The organism is Janibacter sp. CoH_79_TC_3, assembly GCF_058197955.1.
Map to the genome: position 1 here is coordinate 426,445 of NZ_JBXWIV010000001.1, position 17,746 is coordinate 444,190.

General features: G+C 44.6%; 11 protein-coding genes. 1 reads left to right on the top strand and 10 read right to left on the bottom strand.

Going from position 1 to position 17,746, the window contains the following annotated elements:
- Positions 1 to 18: 18 nt before the first annotated feature.
- The 9 genes from gltB to AC2FA3_RS01940 form a co-directional block, all read right to left on the bottom strand.
- Positions 19 to 4,482, bottom strand: a complete 4,464-nt coding sequence (gltB, locus tag AC2FA3_RS01900; protein WP_490508062.1) for a glutamate synthase large subunit — start codon at positions 4,480 to 4,482, stop codon at positions 19 to 21.
- A gap of 968 nt (positions 4,483 to 5,450) precedes the next feature.
- The gene (locus AC2FA3_RS01905) at positions 5,451 to 6,557 is read right to left on the bottom strand and encodes a hypothetical protein (RefSeq protein WP_490508063.1); all 1,107 of its coding nucleotides are present in this window, start codon (positions 6,555 to 6,557) and stop codon (positions 5,451 to 5,453) included.
- A gap of 144 nt (positions 6,558 to 6,701) precedes the next feature.
- The gene (gene aroB, locus AC2FA3_RS01910) at positions 6,702 to 7,877 is read right to left on the bottom strand and encodes a 3-dehydroquinate synthase (RefSeq protein ID WP_490508064.1); all 1,176 of its coding nucleotides are present in this window, start codon (positions 7,875 to 7,877) and stop codon (positions 6,702 to 6,704) included.
- A gap of 90 nt (positions 7,878 to 7,967) precedes the next feature.
- Positions 7,968 to 8,531: a shikimate kinase AroK gene (gene aroK, locus AC2FA3_RS01915; protein WP_201612420.1), complete on the bottom strand. Its 564-nt coding sequence runs from the start codon at positions 8,529 to 8,531 to the stop codon at positions 7,968 to 7,970.
- 163 nt (positions 8,532 to 8,694) lie between these two features.
- Positions 8,695 to 11,076 carry a type IV pilus secretin PilQ gene (locus AC2FA3_RS01920; protein WP_490508065.1) on the bottom strand — a complete coding sequence of 794 codons (2,382 nt, stop codon included), beginning with the start codon at positions 11,074 to 11,076 and terminating at the stop codon, positions 8,695 to 8,697.
- Positions 11,077 to 11,103: 27 nt separating this feature from the next.
- The gene (locus AC2FA3_RS01925; RefSeq protein ID WP_201612418.1) at positions 11,104 to 11,637 is read right to left on the bottom strand and encodes a pilus assembly protein PilP; all 534 of its coding nucleotides are present in this window, start codon (positions 11,635 to 11,637) and stop codon (positions 11,104 to 11,106) included.
- On the bottom strand, positions 11,637 to 12,371 hold the full coding sequence (locus tag AC2FA3_RS01930; RefSeq protein WP_490508066.1) for a type IV pilus inner membrane component PilO: 735 nt from the start codon (positions 12,369 to 12,371) through the stop codon (positions 11,637 to 11,639). Before AC2FA3_RS01930 ends, AC2FA3_RS01925 begins: the two co-directional genes overlap by 1 nt.
- The gene (locus AC2FA3_RS01935; protein ID WP_490508067.1) at positions 12,368 to 13,021 is read right to left on the bottom strand and encodes a PilN domain-containing protein; all 654 of its coding nucleotides are present in this window, start codon (positions 13,019 to 13,021) and stop codon (positions 12,368 to 12,370) included. The genes AC2FA3_RS01930 and AC2FA3_RS01935 overlap by 4 nt, the downstream gene beginning before the upstream one ends.
- Entirely contained in the window at positions 13,021 to 14,076 is a 1,056-nt protein-coding gene (locus AC2FA3_RS01940; protein ID WP_490508068.1) for a pilus assembly protein PilM, read from the bottom strand. The genes AC2FA3_RS01935 and AC2FA3_RS01940 overlap by 1 nt, the downstream gene beginning before the upstream one ends.
- 193 nt (positions 14,077 to 14,269) lie before the next feature.
- On the opposite strand from AC2FA3_RS01940, the gene AC2FA3_RS01945 reads away from it, so the two are divergent.
- Positions 14,270 to 16,966 (top strand): penicillin-binding protein 1A, encoded by a 2,697-nt coding sequence (locus tag AC2FA3_RS01945; protein ID WP_490508069.1) that lies wholly within the window; start codon positions 14,270 to 14,272, stop codon positions 16,964 to 16,966.
- 139 nt (positions 16,967 to 17,105) lie between these two features.
- Here AC2FA3_RS01945 and AC2FA3_RS01950 read toward each other — a convergent pair whose 3' ends face one another.
- Positions 17,106 to 17,633 carry a DUF6586 family protein gene (locus tag AC2FA3_RS01950; protein WP_490508070.1) on the bottom strand — a complete coding sequence of 176 codons (528 nt, stop codon included), beginning with the start codon at positions 17,631 to 17,633 and terminating at the stop codon, positions 17,106 to 17,108.
- Between the last annotated feature and the right edge of the window lie 113 nt (positions 17,634 to 17,746).

Here is a 17,746-nt window from a genome sequence, read left to right on the forward strand (position 1 = left end):
ATTGCTGACTCATCTCGTTTATTGCGGATCAGCCGTCGTGGTCTTAAGCAAGGTCGCAACGTTCGCTGCTTTGGGCTTCACCAAATAGAACTTACGGGCATAATGCTCAAAGTCCGCCAATATCGTCTGCCCCCACGCACTACCGGTTTTATCTACATGGGTTTCAATCACTTGTTGCAAGTAAATGCGATGACCTTCCATTTGCTCGCTTGAGATACGGTTTAGGTCAATCAGCTCATGATTACAGCGATCAAAAAAGTCGCCATCCATATCAAGTACATAAGCAAAACCACCCGTCATGCCGGCGCCAAAATTCAGACCCGTACGTCCAAGAATGGTAATGATGCCGCCGGTCATATACTCACAGCAATGATCGCCCGTGCCTTCAATGACCGCATGCGCGCCAGAGTTACGCACCCCAAAACGCTCGCCTGCTGTGCCAGCAGCGTACAACTTGCCACCCGTTGCACCATACAGACAGGTATTACCAATGATAGCGGTTTCTTGCGCACTAAAGCTTGAATCTTTCGGTGGATAAATGACAATCTCACCGCCCGCCATGCCTTTACCGACATAGTCATTGGCATCGCCTTCAAGCTCAATATGTAAGCCGCCCGCATTCCATACACCCAAACTTTGCCCTGCGGTTCCGTATAGATGCAGCTTAATGGGCATATCACTCATGCCAAGATTACCCCATAGCTGCGCAATCTCACCCGAGATACGAGCGCCGATTGAGCGATCACAGTTGCCGATAGCATAGCTATAATCGCCGCCGTTACCTTGACGAATATTGAGCAACATATCGCTAATCATCTGTTCGGCAAGCAAGCCTTTATCAAATGGCTCATTACGCGCGACCTGACAGGTTTGCTCTTTGCCACTACTGGCTGGATGACTAAACAGTAATGGCGTTAAATCCAAATGACGCTGCTTATCGGTATTACCTTCTAACACGTCAAGCAAGTCAGTACGTCCGACCAGCTCTTCCATACTGCGTACGCCTAATGCAGCGAGCCATTCACGCGTTTCAGTCGCCACAAATTTAAAGAAGTTAATCAGCATCTCAGCTTCGCCAATGAAATGCTCATCACGTAGCTGGGCTTTTTGGGTGGCAACGCCGGTCGGGCAGTTATTAAGATGGCAGATACGCAAGTATTTACAACCGACAGCAATCATTGGCGTGGTACCAAAGCCAAAGCTTTCTGCACCAAGGATAGCGGCTTTGACCACATCAAGACCCGTTTTTAGACCACCATCGGTTTGAATACGAACCTTATGGCGCAGGCCGTTGACGCGTAGTGATTGATGGGTTTCAGCAAGCCCCAGCTCCCAAGGCGAACCAGCATGATGAATAGACGACAGCGGCGAGGCGGCAGTACCACCATCATAGCCTGAGATGGTAATTAAATCGGCGTAGGCTTTTGCCACCCCCGTTGCAATAGTGCCAACACCGGGACGCGAAACCAATTTAACCGAAACCAAGGCATCTGGGTTGACTTGTTTTAAATCAAAAATCAGCTGCGCCAAATCTTCAATCGAATAAATATCATGATGCGGTGGCGGCGATATGAGCGTCACCCCTGGTACCGAGTAGCGTAGACGGGCAATTAGCGCATTGACCTTACCGCCCGGCAGCTGACCGCCCTCACCCGGCTTGGCACCTTGAGCAACCTTAATCTGCAGCACTTCTGCCGAACATAGATAAGCAGGTGTGACCCCAAATCGACCAGAGGCAATTTGCTTGATTTTTGAATTACGCAGCGTGCCATAACGTACCGGATCTTCGCCGCCCTCACCAGAGTTTGAGCGCCCGCCGATGGTATTCATCGCCATGGCAATCGCTTCATGGGCTTCGGGTGATAATGCCCCTAATGACATCCCAGCTGAATCAAAACGCTTCAGAATCTCTGAGATATCTTCGACCTCATTAACATCGATAGGATTGGCTGTCTTTAGTTGCAACAAATCACGCAATGTCGCAACAGGACGACTATTGACCAAATCAGCATAATTACGATAATTGTCATAATCACCTGTCCGTACTGCGGTATGTAGGCTATTAATGACGTCAGGATTAAAGGCATGGTATTCTTTATTAAAGACAAACTTCAGCAAACCACCTTGATCAAGTGGCGCACGACGTTTGAAAGCATTAGCAGCTAATTGCGCTTGGTCAGCAGCCAAATCGGCAAAGGTTGCGCCTTTAATACGACTTTGCACACCTTTAAAGCATAAACTCACTACTTCTTCAGAAAGACCGACAGCTTCAAATAACTGCGCGCCACGATAAGACACAATGGTCGAGATGCCCATTTTTGATAAGATTTTCAGCAAACCTTTATCCAAGCCTTTACGGAAATTCACCCGCGCTTGGATTGGATCGCCCAGCAGCTCACCGGTCGCCACCAAATCATCAATGACGTCATAAGCTAAGTAAGGATAAACACAGGTCGCGCCAAAGCCAATCAATACCGCCACTTGATGCGAATCGCGCGCCAGTCCAGTCTCGATGATTAAATTGGCATCAGTACGAATACCTTGGGCGATTAAGTAATGATGCACCGCACCTGTGACCATAATGGCATTGGCAGGCACTTTATCGGCATGAATGTTTTTATCAGACAAGACAATCAAAGTATGACCAGCCCGAATGCTATTGGCCACTTGCTCACAGATGGCTTTGATGGCGGCTGATAGCTCAAGATCGGCATCGTAGTTTAAATCGATACGCGCCAGCTGAAATGCTGGATCAGCCAAGGTTTCAAGCTGCTGCATTTTACTGGCTGATAAAACCGGCGACGATAAGATAATACGATGTGCGTCGCGTGCTGACGGCGCAAACACATTGGTCTCAGCACCTAAGCAAGTCTGTAGCGACATCACGATTGATTCACGTAGCGGATCAATCGGTGGATTGGTTACCTGTGCAAACTGCTGACGAAAGAAGTCACCGACATGGCGAATTTGCTGCGACAGTACTGCCATCGGCGTATCATCACCCATCGAACCGACTGGCTCTTGCGCATTTTCAGCATTAGGGCGGATAATTTCGGTACGCTCTTCGTTGGTAATATGATACATTTTTTGCAATGCTTTGAGCTGATCGCCGCGGCAGGCTTGTGATGCCAACTCTTCTTCTAAGCGCTCATCATCACGGATACGAGTCGCTTCTTCGCGTAGCCATTTACGATATGGATGGGCTTTTTTTAATAAAGTAGCAATCGCCTTAGTATCCATGATTTGACCCGTTTGCGTATCGATGACCAGCATTTGACCCGGACCTACCCGACCTTTAGCCAACACGTCTTTTGGCGCATAATCCCAAACACCGACTTCAGACGCCACGGTGATATAACCGTTTTTGGTCGTGACCCAACGTGACGGGCGCAGACCATTACGGTCGAGCATACAGACAGCATAGCGACCATCTTGAATCACCAGACCTGCTGGCCCATCCCACGCTTCCATATGCTGTGAGTAAAACTCATAAAACGCGCGCAGATCCATATCCATGCTGTCGACATTTTGCCAAGCGGGTGGCACCAAAATCGACATCGAATGGAATAAACTCATGCCTCCTGACATCAGTACTTCTAGCATATTATCTAAGCTTGATGAATCCGAGCCAGTGCTATTCACCAAAGGCGTTAGCTCATTCAAATTGGGCAATTTATCGGACTTTAATTTTGGCGTGCGGGCTTCAGACCAGCTACGGTTGCCGGTGATGGTATTAAGTTCACCATTGTGTGCCAAATAGCGAAACGGCTGTGCTAATGGCCAACGCGGTAGCGTGTTGGTCGAAAAACGCTGATGGAAGACCACGATATGCGAGGCCAAACGCGTATCTTGTAAGTCTAAAAAGAAGGCTGGCAGGTCTGATGGCATGACCAAACCTTTATAAATAATCGTCTGACAGTTTAATGAACAAACATAAAACAGCTCATCATCAACCAAGCGTTGTTCAGCTTTTTTACGTGCGACAAATAACTTTCGGTTAAAATCATCGGCAGCTATCTCGTCTGGCGCATTGACAAATATTTGCTGAAAACCGGGTAATGTCTGACGACCAATCTCACCAACGATACTTAAATCAAGCGGCACATCGCGCCAGCCAGCCACTTCTAACCCTTGTGCGCTAAGCTCTTCATTGAGCACCTGCTGGCTATATTGCGCTTTTGTCTCATCTACATTGACAAAAACCATGCCAACAGCAAAATTAGCGGTAATAGTAAAGCCCTGCTCAGCCGCGATATGCTTAAAAAATGTCGTCGGCGTCGCCAGTAATAATCCGCAGCCATCACCGGTCTTACCATCAGCAGCAACGCCGCCGCGATGGGTCATACAACTTAGACTATGAATGGCTGTTTTCACCAAATCGTGACTGGCTTGTCCCTCAATATGAGCAATCAAACCAAAGCCGCAGTTATCAGAGAAGTCATCTGGCGTCGCCAAATGCGTAGAGGAGGAAATCATTGACATAGCTTGTCCTTTTAAGTGAGCGGACGGCCTATACTTCCAATATGAGGTATCAACCAAACTCCGCAGGCAGAACGGGCTAAATATATTCACATAAGCGGATTAATAAAGCGCAAGCAGAGAAAATAATGCGAGCGTTTTGAGGCTGATAAAAATACTTATCACGACTCTATTTATTCTATAGTCATCAAAGCTATTGATTTAACGTTACTAGCTAAAAGGATTTTAATGATGATATAAGGTGGTATAAATGGTTACCACCCACCGATCCTTTTAGGATTTATACGTTATTCTCTATCAGTTGCCGTCAGCCTTTACCTACCTTCTATCTGTTGTATACTCAATGCGAGTCGGACAATCATTATTAAGCGCAGATACGCTTTCAAAAATTCGATAGAAAGTGAGCAAAGTACCGAAAAACTGGCTAATAAAGTAGCAAATATTACTATGGTATACCGTCAAATTTAAATATCAGACGCTCTGTATTCAAGCGCCTTAACAACCCTTAGCAGGTTAATAATGAGGAGTTGCGCCACTTGCGATATGCTTAAATAGAGGTACAAGTAGCAGCGCTTGAGACGACGACATTGTTGTAAGGGCTCATCTTTATCAAGCTTACTTACTCCATGTAGAGGTGTTAAATAGAGGTTTACGATAACTATACAGAACGTCGCCCTTAGTTATCTTAGTTAATGATTGATAAAAAATCTAGTCTTTTTTATAAACTCACACTATAGATTTTGTAAAAACTTATGTTATCCATCAATCATTGATAACTAACTCTCTAGAATGAATACTATTAAAACCGCTCATCTAAGCGTTTTTAAGTATTTTAGCGGTAGTTAAAATTGCTAACAGAAAAAAGCCCACGACATAAAATATGACATGGACTTTTTAAATGAAATACTTAGGGCATGTCCTCAACTCAATCAATGAACACAATCCATGAACAGCTAAATGGGCTAGTCAAATTAATTACCTTTTTCTTCAATAAGCTCTTTTATACTATCATTATTGTTTTTCGAAGCATTGTTTTTTGAGGTATTATTACTAGCACTGGCGTTGGCATTTTTACTAGCCGCATTGGCATTCTTATTAGCGGCGTTGTTATTTGCATTCGCACTAGGCGGTTTAGGCGCTTCAACCACGGGTGGTTTTTTCGGTTCATTATTGTTACTTACTTCAGGTTTGCGGCTATTATCGGCATTTTTAGGCGTCGCGGCGATCGCGGTCTGCTCTTCGATACCGACCGTGCGCTCTTCATTAACCGATAAGGTATCAGAGGTATCGACTGACTGACGAATACTTTCAGCAGCACTATTATTCGCCCCTTCTTGAGCAGCGCGGTTGGCATTACTTGCTGCTTGCTCGCTAGCATTATCGTTAGTTGGCGCTTTCTGACGCACGGGTACTTCGCGTTTGGTTGGGCGCAAATTCACAGCGCGCGTGCGTTTAGCACTCAAATCTTTGACGGGGTCAGGGCGTTCATAATTATCGATAATACTGACATAACGATTGATCTCTTCTGGCAACACACGCACATTCGTAGGCAGTTTAAAGTCTATCAGCTTAGCCGCGCCAACCGCTTCTTGTGGACTGCTCATCAACCCATAAGTCAGCATATAACGCACTTGATTATTTTCATCAAGGTAACGAAAATAAGCAAACTTCTCGCGATCTTCGCGGCCTTCCAAATAACTGACGATCACATCATTTTCACCGACATTCATCACCTGCACTGTCCATCTGCCTTTATTAGCCAGCAGATAACGCTTGTCTTTAAACTCATCAGGATAACTGCGCAAGTCTTTTACCGTGGTATCAAAACTGATTGGCTGCACATCGGTGTCAAGCTCATGTAAAGATTCAATCTCTAGTGGCTGCTCAAGCTCTGCGCTCAGGGTTTTTGGTGCAGATATCGGCGCATTTTCGATTTTCGCGCCCATCGCTGGCGTTTGGCTAAACATCCAAACTAAAGCGGTAAACACGCCCAATAGCAGTGTCGCTATCAGCCAAATCAGTGCTTGACGGCGATATTTCTGCCCAGCTGTGCGAGTCGTCGAGCGTGATGCTGCCATGGGGATATCCTTGGGAGAAAAAGTCTTATAAAGATAGTCTGATAAAGAGTTATTTATCACGCAATACTTATAAAGATAGACTCAAAAAATGAGATACTTAAAAATAAGGCTATAAATTAAAGTATTAACCTTTAATCGCCTTTATTAATGATGCTGTGCCAATACCTCGGTTAACAGCTCAGCATCAAAATCATTGGTCAAGATTGCCTTACCTAATGATTTTAACAAAATAAGGCGGATTTGTCCGTGTTTGACTTTTTTATCATGCCCCATCAAACCAAGCGCCGTCTGTACGTCAATAGCTGGCGGTGTAATGGGTAGATTTGCCAATACTAATACGCGCTTAATACGAGCAACGTCATTACCTGTTAACCAGCCAAGCTTTTGTGACAGCTCAGCCGCTTGTACCATGCCAGCCGCGATCGCCTCACCATGTAGCCAATTACCATAGCCTTCATGAGTTTCAATCACATGACCAAAGGTATGGCCGAAATTTAATAAGGCACGCACGCCGGATTCTCTTTCATCTTGCGCAACGATATCGGCTTTATACTGGCAGCAGCGCTTCACCGCTTCGCCAAGTACGGCTAAATCTAACGCCATCATCGCTGGTAGATTGTGCTCAAGCCAAGTCAAGAAATCTGCATCCATAATCAGTGCATATTTGATGACTTCCGCCAATCCTGCTGAGAGTTCGCGTGCAGACAAGGTTTTAAGCGTGCTCATATCGGCTAAAACCATTTGCGGTTGCCAAAAAGCGCCAATCATATTTTTACCTTGGGGATGATTGATGCCCGTCTTACCGCCAACGCTTGAATCTACTTGTGACAACAAGGTCGTTGGAATTTGAATAAAATTGACCCCGCGCATAAAACTAGCAGCGGCAAAGCCTGTCATATCGCCGATAACGCCGCCACCAAGCGCGATTAGGGTCACATCACGATTAAAATGCTCCGCCATCAGCGCATCATAAATCTGATTGATACTGCTCTGATTTTTATATTGCTCACCATCTGGCAGTACACAGACCTTGACGGTAAACTGCGCTTCAAGTTCTTCTTGTAAAGTCTTTAAATATAAAGGCGCAACCGTCTCATTGGTAACGATAAGGACTTGGCGACCCGTAATATAAGGAGCAATTTGGTTTGCCATGCTGTTTTTTTCAGCACTATTTTCAGCGCTGTTATTAGCAGTGTTTTCAGCAATCTTACTAACAATGTTTTTAGGGCTGTTTGCAGTGCTATTTTCAGTGATGACAATAGGATAATCATGACTGTGCGTTTGTACTGTTAGGTTGGCATGAAACAGTGGCGTTGCCATGAAAATCTCCTTAAGTATGAGGCTTGAATTAAATTGAGCGGTGTAATTTATTAAACTTTATCTAATTTATCTAATGAAATTTATTTGTTATTATTCATCTTCTTGAGGTGCTGAGCTGATAGAAGTGGATTCACAAAATGAGTCTAATTGCTGCAATAACTGATTGACCATATGTCGAGGATAGGTATGACCGGTCGGCATGATAATATGCGCCACTTGCCGATATAAGGGGTCGCGGGCGCTATATAAATTTTGTAATATTTTTCTAGGATTCGGTTGTTGTAATAATGGTCGCGACTTATCTTTGGCAGTACGCGCCATTTGCACGTCAACGGGAGCATTAAGATAGACGACGATGCCGCGCTCTTTAAGAAAGGCACGATTTTCAGCCGCCATTACCGCACCACCGCCGGTCGCCAAGACAATTTGTGATTGCTGCGTCAGCTCATCGATGGCGCGTGTCTCCCGTTCGCGAAAGCCCGCCTCGCCTTCTTTGGCAAATATCCAAGCAATATCTGCACCAGTTTGTGACTCAATATACCAATCACTGTCTACAAACGAGCGCCCTAATTGCTTAGCCAGTAACCTGCCAATGGTGGTCTTCCCCGCTCCCATCGGCCCCACTAAAAATACCGACGGTAATTCCTCAACCATAATACGCACTCAGCTAAATTAGCTATGATACAACGTCATGGTTATTCTGGCTAGTAATGCGCGTTGATTATTGTCAGTAAAATCCAGTCGAGTACAAAACTTACCCATAAAAAAAGCAAGCGCTGATGCTTGCTTTTTTCTATTATAAATAATTCAACACTGATTAATTTAAACGACTAATACCATCATTAATCAATTTTGGCGTAACAAATATTAATAGCTCTTCTTTAGAGTTATTACGCACATCTCGGCGGAAGGCACGGCCAATATAAGGCAAGTCACCTAAGAAAGGTACTTTATCGACACCATTGCTTTTGCTATTCTTAAATACGCCGCCCAGAACAATGGTCTGACCATCTTCAACAATCACGTTGGTTGAGACAGAATCTTCAGCAATAGCAACCTGCCCATCAAGGGATCTAATTGGGGTTCCGTTGGTGATGTTCAGTTGCAAAGCGATTTTGCCATCTGGAGTAATATTTGGCGTCGCTTCCAAACTTAAGGCCGCTTCTTTAAAACTGGTAGTGGTCGCGCCACTGGCCGATGCTTCTTGATAAGGAATTTGCGTGCCAGAAGATACTTTTGCCGTCTGTTTATCAGCGGTCAAAATCTTTGGTGTCGAAATCACTTCACCACGGTTATCCGCTTGCATGGCTGACAGCTCAAGGTCTAACATAAAATCAGATATGCCGAGCAAACCAAAAGCAATACTACCGGCTGGGTTGGCAACCCCTAAGTCGACGTTTAAGTTATCAGGACGGCTAATGTCGTACTTAGGATAAGAAACGGTTTGACCATTGACTGTTGTGGTTTCGACGTCAAAATCTTTTAAATCCCATAATGTCTGATTACTACCACCAACCAACAAGTTACGATTGGTAGCAGCGCCGTTTGACAATATGCCCCAACGTACGCCAATCTCTTTACTAAAGCTATCGGTAGCACTAACAATGCGCGCTTCAATCATTACCTGACGGACTGGAATATCAATTTTGCCAATCAGCTTATGGATATTTTCAATGCTTGCAGCCACGTCTTTGATAATCAACGTATTGGTACGCTCATCGACGGTCACCGTACCACGGTTAGACAATAAGGTATTGTTATCGACAGAATTGGCGCCGCCAGTACCGCTGCTACCACCTGATGAACCGCTGCCTTGAGAGATAAGGGTCGAGACATCAGCTGCTTTAGCATAGCTTAAGCGAATGTATTCAGTGCGTAGTGGCGCATAGGATTCAACTGCTTGCTGCGCTGCAAGATCGCGTGCTTCTTGTTCGGCAAGCTCAGTTGATGGCGCAACCAAAATCACGTTACCATTTTCACGTTTACCAAGATTCTTACTCTTTAGAATGATATCCAGCGCTTGATCCCAAGGCACATTAATCAGGCGCAAAGTGATATTACCAGCGACCGAATCACTAGCAACGATATTCATGTCGGTAAATTGTGCCAAGATATCTAACACACTACGGATTTCGACGTCTTGGAATTCCATAGATAGCGCTTCACCGCTATATACTTTCTCTTCAAGCGTTGGCTCACGGAGTAGCTCAGGTTTTCGGATATTGATATTTAACTGATTACCCGATTGGTAAGCTTGATATTCATAATCTTCTTTGACATTAATAGTGATCACACCATTTTGCCCTTGGTTTTTAGTATCAATACTATCAACCAGACCACTATTAACATTTAAGCGACGTAATAAATTTCTAGGTACGGTGCTGCCGGTTAAGCGTACCACCAGTTTATTGCCTTGGCGCTGTACGTCAACAGGAATGGCTTCGTTGGCAAGCGCAATACTGACGTTACCGCCACCGTCATTGCCTGCGGCAAAATTAACCGCCGTTAAACCATCATAACTGTACTGCTTACTCACTTGTGAAGCCGCAAGTTGTGGGCTTAGCAATGGATTAACACGTACTATCATGGTATCAGCAGGTACTTGTGTTTTAGATGCTGGTGTTTTAGACGCTTGAGTGTTGACTACTTTGGTCTTAATCGGCGCAACCGCTACACTATTAGTCTCAACTATTGGTGTGACAACTGCAGTGGTAGTCATACCCGCATTGTTATTAAGAACATCTCGCACAGGGTCGCTAGTGATGACAGGACGACTCGGGTCGCTAATCGTCAGCAACAAATCATTGCCCTCAATAGCGGTGGTATAACTACCCGCTTGTTTGAGTCCAACAATCAGACGCGTGGTATTGTCGCTATTTAACGTTGTAACATCATTAATCATACCGACGTTGTATTCATTAAATCGATTAGCAAGCCCGTTTTGAACTTTTTCAAAATCCAATACCAAACGGCTTGGATTATCAAGCTGATAAGCGGCAGGCAATACTGGCTTGCCAGCAAAACCCAAACGCATTTGGGTAACGGCTGGTGCGGTTTGTACCACAGAGACGTTATTAATGCGCTGCTCAGCATAAGCACTGCTACTAACTGCTACCATACTCATTGCCAATGCAGAGATGGCAAAAGTAGAAGATACGCGGTTGTTCATCGTCATTACCTTGTTATTGCGTACTGTCATTATATATTCCTCAAAAAATCTGCCGACTTAGCTTATAGGGGAGACCAGCGACTGGGGTTTTTCTACAAACCCAGCGCGGCTGTCTGGCACAATTTCAATCAAGTTAATCTGGGTCGGCGTGATTTCAACAATACGGCCGTCATTTAAGCCAAGATAATTACCGACTCTAACGCTCGCAACTGAACCATCAGGACGCTGCACTAAGGCATATTGCTGACCTTCAGGGGAAATAACGACACCGCGAAAGACGAGTTGCGATAGCTCATATTGTTCAAGTGGTTCTTTCACTCGGGTTATGTCAGGACGCACGCCATCTATAGAGGTGACAGGGCCTTGAACATTCACTAAGCTTGGTGGCAAAAATGGGCTACGCTGTGCACTGGCACTATAGACAAAATCTTCTACGAGTTCAGCTTTGGGCGGCGGCTCTATCGGCTGCGCTGGCTGGTTACGAATATCAGCCATCGACTGCTCTGCCATACCGATACGGTCAGTACAGCCGGTCATCGATAGAACAATAGCACTTGAAATCAGCAGCATGGGCAGTTTTTGGATACTCATTAGTTGCCTCCTGCAGCATCAGTTGTAGCGGCAGCATCAGTCGCGACGGCTTCATCACCTTCAGGAGCCGCTTCTTTTGAGCGATACGTTTTGGTTTGTAGCACCAGATTGAGCTCTGGTAGAACATCTAAAGTTGGCTGCGGATTACTGACTTCAAAGTCATGCATCGTAATAATACGCGGCAAAGCAGCAAGTCCACTGATGAAGCTACCGAACTGATGGTAATCCCCTAAGGCTGCGATACGAATAGGTTGCTCAATAAAGAACTCATTTTCAATCTCAGGCTCTACGGAGATGTCTTGAAAACGGATATTACTACCAACACCCGTCATATTAATACCCTCGACCAATTCTGATACGCGGGTGTCTTTTGGTAGCTGGTCGAGTAAAGTATTAAACTCCGTTTCCATTTGAATTACTTGAGCTTGATAGGCTTTTAAATGGCGCGCCCGTGATTCTTTTTCACGGTAGCTATCAAGCAAAGTCTGTTGTTGACTTTCAGCAGCTGTGATCTCATCAATTTTACTGCTAATCGGCAGTGCCCATGACAATGCAGCAATTAAAGCAATAATAAATCCAATCACGGTGACTTTGACGGGAAGTGGCCAACTGCCATAGTTCTCCGCATCCAAGGACTCAAAGCTACGGCGAAACTCATTCAGATCAAATTGCTTTTTAGCACTTACCGCAGTCTTCTTGGTCTTAACAAGACTTTTTTTACGGCTCAGTTTCATAACTTACCTCCAAGCGCGGTATTAGCATCAGCATCTTCAACCTTTTCCGACTGTACTTTGGTCGTCACGACAAACTGAACATAACTGTCTTCCGGATAAACAGGACGCGGCTGTTCACCTGTGGTCACCGTATTTTCTAAAGCAGGCGCAGCTTCATAGGCAGTAATATTTTGCTGTATATTACTAACAGCTGAGTTACCCATCCATTTGCTACTATCCAGGTTACGAATCAAGCTAGAGACAATATTTGGATTGTCGGCAAGACCTGTCAATGTAAGAACATCACCTTCGCGTTTTAAATTATTTAAATAAAGCGCTGGCGGCATCGCTTTGGCAAGATCATCCCATAAGCGCACAGGAACAGGGCGTCGACCCTGCAAATCTTGGATAACCTGCATACGTGAGATGATATCTTCACGGCGCTGCTCTAAGCTATCAATCTCTACCAAAGCTTTATCTAGGCGAGCATTTTCTTGTTCAATCAGTGTATTGGCATCTAATTGTTCATCAAGTTCATTATTAAAATAACTCCATGAAGCGAATGCCGCTAATAGAGCAAGCAAAGTAACGGCCACCACCAAAGTGATAAATTCTTTATTGCGACGTTCGCGCTCTTCTTGCCGCCAGGGCAATAAGTTAATACGAGCCATTAGTCAAAGCTCCTTAACGCAAGACCGCAAGCGGCCATTAAACTTGGTGCATCAACTGCCAATTGCTCATTATCGATATGCGGAGCAATGGTCATGTTGATAAAGGGATTAGCAATACTTACAGGCACGCCCAATCGTTGTTGTGCCATACCGGCAAGTCCTGCAATAGAACTACTGCCACCAGCAAGCAGCACATGGTCAATACTATTGTATTGGCTCGATGAGAAGTAGAACTGCAGTGAGCGTGTAATCTGTTGGATGGTGTTTTCTATAAAGGGTGTCAACACATCAGGATAGTAATCATCTGGTAAGGTACGTTCGCGTTTACTAATGGTCGCTTCTTCAGCCGATAAGCCGTAGCGATTTTGAATCGCTTCAGTGAGCTGAGCGCCACCAAATAACTGTTCACGGCTGTAGATAAACTCGCCATTTTTAGCGACATATAAGGTAGTTTGGTTATGACCAATATCGACTAAAGCGACCAACTCTGGCATATTTGGCAAATTATCAGCCATCAAACCAAAGGCACGCTCAATAGCATGCGACTCGATATCCATCACTTTGGTCTGCAGTCCACCAAAGGTGAGCGCATCGACTCTTTGATCGACATTCTCTGAGCGCGATGCGGCTAACAGCACTTGCACCATATTGTCGTTGATAAGAGAAGGACCCAACACCTCAAAATCCAAATTCACATCTTCTAATGGATAAGGGACGTATTGATCGGCATCCAAGCGGATCTGAGCTTCACGCTCAACGTCGTTAAGCACCATATCCATATCTATGATTTTGGTAATCACGGCTGAGCCTGAAACAGCGGTAGCAGCACTACTACCAGCAGATTGGCAACGACGCGCTAAGCTTGCTATGGTATTACCAACAGCTTCAGTGTCTACAATAAGTTTGTCGACGACTACGCCTTCTGGTAATGTTTCGATACCATAAGATTTTAGGTGAAATATGCCTTGCTGACGCTGTATGTCAACCAACTTTACTGAGGTGGCACAAATATCCACACCAATCAAATGTCGACTTTTAGAAGTAAATAGCCTCACAAACTCTATACCTTATATTAAGTGTACAATCTGATAGTTATTTGTAATAATTTAGTACAATACTTTACTTAACAGATAGATTCAAGCATTTAAATTGCTTATTAAGGCATACTTACACATTTATTATTACTTGCCTATTTTGTTCAAGGTATAATCTCCTACCTGTTGCAAATTTTAATTGATAAGTCTGATTATGACCAAAAAAAATGCTACCGCTCGTCTCATTCACTTTTTGGTGGGGCTTTTCATCGCCTGCTTAGCATTGGCGCTCATTCTAGCCCTTTCTATACCGATTGGTTTTTATGGTATGGCGATGTATTTATCGCCAACCCTACCAAGCATTCAAGAAATTAAAACCGCAAGTTTGGAAATGCCATTACAGATTTATAGTAGTGATGACAAGCTCATTGGTCAGTACGGCAATCGTCTGTCGTTACCGGTTACTTTTGAAGAAATCCCTAAAGGTCTAACCAATGCTTTTTTAGCAGCAGAAGACTCGTCGTTTTTTCAACATAGCGGTATTAGTATTAAAGGTCTTGGTCGCGCTGTCACCGAAGTTGTGACCGACGACGATAGTCAAACTGGTGGCTCTACCATTACTATGCAGGTTGCCAAAAACTATTTTTTAAGCTCAGAACGTACTTTAAATCGTAAACTCACAGAGCTGTTTTTAGCGCGTAAAATTGAAGACGAGCTCAGTAAAAATGAGATTCTTACCTTATATGTCAATAAAATCTATTTAGGTGAAGGCGCTTATGGTATCCGCGCTGCGGCCAAAAAATACTACAGTAAATCTTTAGAGAACCTGACCGTTGCTGAAATGGCCATGCTAGCAGGCCTGCCAAAAGCGCCTTCTAAATACAATCCTGTTGCTAATCCTAGCCGCGCCCTCACCCGCCGTAACTGGATTATTGGACGCATGCATGAGCTTGGTTATATCGATAAAGCTCAGCACGACGAAGCCATTAACGCCCCTATTGGCATTAACCTTTATCAAGAAAAACTTGATATGAATATGCCCTATCTAGCAGAAATAACACGTTCAGCCTTGGTTGACCGTTATGGCGAGCAGGTCATGCATGGCGGTTGGCGTGTGCGTTTGACTGTTGATAGCGAAGCGCAAAAAGCGGCAGAATCAGCGGTACTAGCAGGTTTGGTTGCTTATGAACACCGTCATGGCTGGCGCGGGGCAGAAGCCAATGGCGAACCGCTTGAGAACTTTAGCCGTTATAGCAATATGTCTCCGGCCAAAGTGACCAAGGTAAATTCTCGCAGTTTTGAAGCGAGCATGCCCTCTGGTGAGAATGTAACGGTTAGCTGGTCTGGTATGAGCTGGGCGCGCAAATACATTTCTGCCGATCGAATCGGATATTTTCCAAATAACGCCAGTCAGATTGTGAGCAAAAATGATATCGTACGCCTAATGCCTACTACTAACGGTGGTTGGCAGTTGGGTCAAATCCCTAAAGTGCAAGGCAGCTTAGTTTCTCTAAATCCTGAAACGGGCGCGGTTCGAGCCTTAGTGGGTGGTTTTGACTTTAATCACAGTAAGTTTAATCGCGCGTTGCAAGGCTGGCGTCAACCCGGCTCGACGATTAAACCGCTTGTTTATACCGCTGCATTAGAAAAAGGCTATCGTCCAGATAGTATTGTCTCAGACCGCCCTATTCAAGTAGGTGACTGGAAGCCAAAGAATTCTGATGGGCGTTTCTTGGGTGACATTACCTTGCGCCGCGGGCTTTATTTATCTCGTAACTTAGTGTCTATTCGTTTGCTGCAATCCATTGGTATCTCTGATGCGCGCGATTTATTAGATGAGTTTGGTCTTGATAAAGAAAAGCTACCTACAACTTTATCATTGGCATTAGGCGCTGGGCAAGCAACGCCATTACAAATGGCAACAGCTTATTCAACCTTTGCTAACGGTGGGCACCGTATCCAGCCTTACTTCATCGACCAAATTTATAACTATAATAATAAACTGTTATTTCAGGCCAATCCGCAGCGGGCTTGTGCCTTATGTTTCAATGAGCAGCTTGAAGATGTTAACAAAAAGCTGATTAAAGATTATGAGGCAAAAATAGAAGCAGATAATAAGGCTGCTGCTAAAGGTGAAAAGGTTAGCGCTAAAGATAAAGCAGTAGACAAAGAGCCTGATGCTGATATCGATGCAAAGAACAGTGATACTGAAGCAAAAGATGATAAAGCGCTTGATTTGAATATTTATGATGCAAGCCCAGATTCAGATCGCCTAAAAGCCCCAGTCATACAGTACGTCCGTGCTGAGCAAGCGCCGCGTATTTTAAAGCCCAGAGTGGCTTTCGAGATGGCAGATATTTTACGCGATGTTATCCAGCGCGGTACGGCTTTTAAAGCCAGAGCCTTAGGGCGTGATGATATTGGTGGTAAAACGGGGACGACGAATGAGGCGAAAGATGCCTGGTTTGCAGGTTTTCATCCTACCAATGCCACCGTCGTCTGGATGGGTTTTGATCAGCCATCAACGCTAGGTCGCCGTGAGTATGGTGGCGTAGCAGCGCTGCCAGTATGGATGGACTTTATGAAAGCCCAGCTTAAGGACACCCCTAGCCAATGGGTCTCTATTAATAACCGTGCTAAATCAAAGAAACAAAAACAGACTATTATAGAGATGATGGATGAAGGGGCTGCTGAGCTTGAAGACGATGCTGCCGATGACGGCAAAGCAGCAAAGCCCGTTAAGACCACAACCCAGCAACGTAAGCCGCCGACGCCTAAACCGGCTGAAGAGCAAATTCAAAATCGTCTAGCTCCTGAAAAACCCAAACAAAGCCGTAATAACGACAGCAATTCTCAAAACAAACCCTTAGCAGCAACACCAGTTGAACGTATGCCACCGATGCCAGAATAAATTAACTAAGGTTTTGCTTAATACTTAAATAAAAAATGTCCTACTCAGTCTACCGCGTAGGACATTTTTATGCGCTCTTAAAACTCGTTTATGTAGTGAAAGCCTATTAATTATAATGGCTGCTAATCTGCTAATGATATTAAAACTCTATCATACCCGCACGCAGCTGTTCAATCAGCTCCGCAAACTGCTGACGCCATTCACGGATGGTTGCCTCATCTGGCAACCACTGATTTGATAACGTCACCACATTCACAATCAGGTCAGGCGCTTCTTTATTCTCATCATCTGCCTTGTCACTTATCACATTATCAGGCAATACCGCATAGAGACAACGCTGATAAGCATGCTCTATATTGGCTAAAAAACCTTGTTGCTGTAGCTGTTGTAAGCGCTGCACTTCAGGCGATACTTGAGTACGTGTGCTAAGTGCTTCTTCTATATCTGTCAATGTCGGCGCTGTCATATTCAAGCCATAAAAATGCCCAAGCTCTTGCACAAAAGCAAGATATGTCCCATATAAATGAAAAATAGCTGTTTCACAATGGGCTTGATATAACTGTTTATCGCTGGTATTACTTGCCGCCTGACAAGCCAAACGACAAAAATATAGCTTTTGATTGGTACGATCAGCTTGGTATTTGGCAACGCGAGTCTTACCTGCCATGCGCCTTTCCTTTTTAATTATTAATGATGATGAACTGTTATTCAAACAGCCATGACTGTTTTATAAAGCTACTTTATTGCAGTGTACTATTTTCTTAAGTAACTTCCTAAGAA

What these genes read in the sequence shown, in the direction of transcription:
- gltB (WP_490508062.1), bottom strand. Translation starts at nt 4,482, where the DNA reads ATGTCAATGATTTCCTCCTCTACGCATTTGGCGACGCCAGATGACTTC.
- AC2FA3_RS01905 (WP_490508063.1), bottom strand. Translation starts at nt 6,557, where the DNA reads ATGGCAGCATCACGCTCGACGACTCGCACAGCTGGGCAGAAATATCGC.
- aroB (WP_490508064.1), bottom strand. Translation starts at nt 7,877, where the DNA reads ATGGCAACGCCACTGTTTCATGCCAACCTAACAGTACAAACGCACAGT.
- aroK (WP_201612420.1), bottom strand. Translation starts at nt 8,531, where the DNA reads ATGGTTGAGGAATTACCGTCGGTATTTTTAGTGGGGCCGATGGGAGCG.
- AC2FA3_RS01920 (WP_490508065.1), bottom strand. Translation starts at nt 11,076, where the DNA reads ATGACAGTACGCAATAACAAGGTAATGACGATGAACAACCGCGTATCT.
- AC2FA3_RS01925 (WP_201612418.1), bottom strand. Translation starts at nt 11,637, where the DNA reads ATGAGTATCCAAAAACTGCCCATGCTGCTGATTTCAAGTGCTATTGTT.
- AC2FA3_RS01930 (WP_490508066.1), bottom strand. Translation starts at nt 12,371, where the DNA reads ATGAAACTGAGCCGTAAAAAAAGTCTTGTTAAGACCAAGAAGACTGCG.
- AC2FA3_RS01935 (WP_490508067.1), bottom strand. Translation starts at nt 13,021, where the DNA reads ATGGCTCGTATTAACTTATTGCCCTGGCGGCAAGAAGAGCGCGAACGT.
- AC2FA3_RS01945 (WP_490508069.1), top strand. Translation starts at nt 14,270, where the DNA reads ATGACCAAAAAAAATGCTACCGCTCGTCTCATTCACTTTTTGGTGGGG.
- AC2FA3_RS01950 (WP_490508070.1), bottom strand. Translation starts at nt 17,633, where the DNA reads ATGGCAGGTAAGACTCGCGTTGCCAAATACCAAGCTGATCGTACCAAT.